The sequence below is a fragment of the Streptococcus mitis genome, from assembly GCF_001074635.1.
Taxonomy (GTDB): Bacteria; Bacillota; Bacilli; order Lactobacillales; family Streptococcaceae; genus Streptococcus; species Streptococcus mitis_E.
The window spans coordinates 1-944 of record NZ_JUQO01000214.1; the positions used below are offsets into that span (position 1 = coordinate 1).

Below are 944 nucleotides of genomic sequence, written 5' to 3' on the forward strand. Positions count from 1 at the left end.
AGTGTCAAAAAAGACCCCAAGCTTATTTGGTCGTGAGCTTGGGGTCTTTTCTAGCCTATGATATAGAACTAGTACTCAATTCCTTTTTATTATCCCATAGTTCACAAAATTTGTCAAAGGTTTATATTCGCGGCTTTTCAAGCTTTAACCGCTGTACAACAATATGATGACTCACTCCTTGACAACCAAGAGCATTATTACAGTAGTTCTAGTCCTTCAATTAACAGTCACTTAAATTCAAAGTGAGGTTGAACTTGCTGAAGCGACAACAGATCTATTTCTTAGTCATATGCGCTAAAAAATCACCGACAAAATCTCAAAAAGTCCCCGCCAATTCCCCGACCAAAATCCGAAAAATACCGAAAAATATCGAAAAATGATTTTTAGAATAGTCTCCAAAAGCCTGAAATAGAGCCAAAAAACTCCACCTGATTAGGCGACTCCCGACTTTTAGCACTTATGTGATATAATATTTTACGGCACTGCTACACCGCCTGCGAAAGGAGGTGAATTAGCCCATGATGGATACAATACTTAAAACTATCATCGGACCAATTGTGGTCGGTGTCGTTCTTCGATTAGTCGATAAATGGCTAAACAAGGACAAATAGTGTCAAAAAGACCCCAAGCTTATTTGGACGTGAGCTTGGGGTCTTTTCTAGCCTATGATATAGACACAATACTTAATTCTCTTTTATTATCCCATAGTTCACAAAATTTGTCAAAGTTTTATATTCTCATCCATTCAGCTTCTCCAACTTTAGAATCTGTCCAATAAATTTTTCAAGATTAAGCAAAAATTATCGGAAAACTATTTTTAGAATAGTCCCCAAAAGCCTGAAATAGAGCCAAAAAACTCCACCTGATTGGGTGCCTCCCGAGTTTAACATTTATGTGGTATAATATTATACGGCACTGCTACACCGCCTACGAAAGGAGGTGAG

At 37.7% G+C, this 944-nt stretch carries 1 protein-coding gene; it reads left to right on the plus strand.

The genetic code is table 11. From position 1 onward, the window contains the following. Positions 1–518 precede the first annotated feature (518 nt). Positions 519–611, plus strand: coding sequence for a type I toxin-antitoxin system Fst family toxin (locus tag ADI58_RS09080; RefSeq protein WP_000969509.1), 93 nt, complete (start codon positions 519–521; stop codon positions 609–611). Positions 612–944 lie beyond the last annotated feature (333 nt).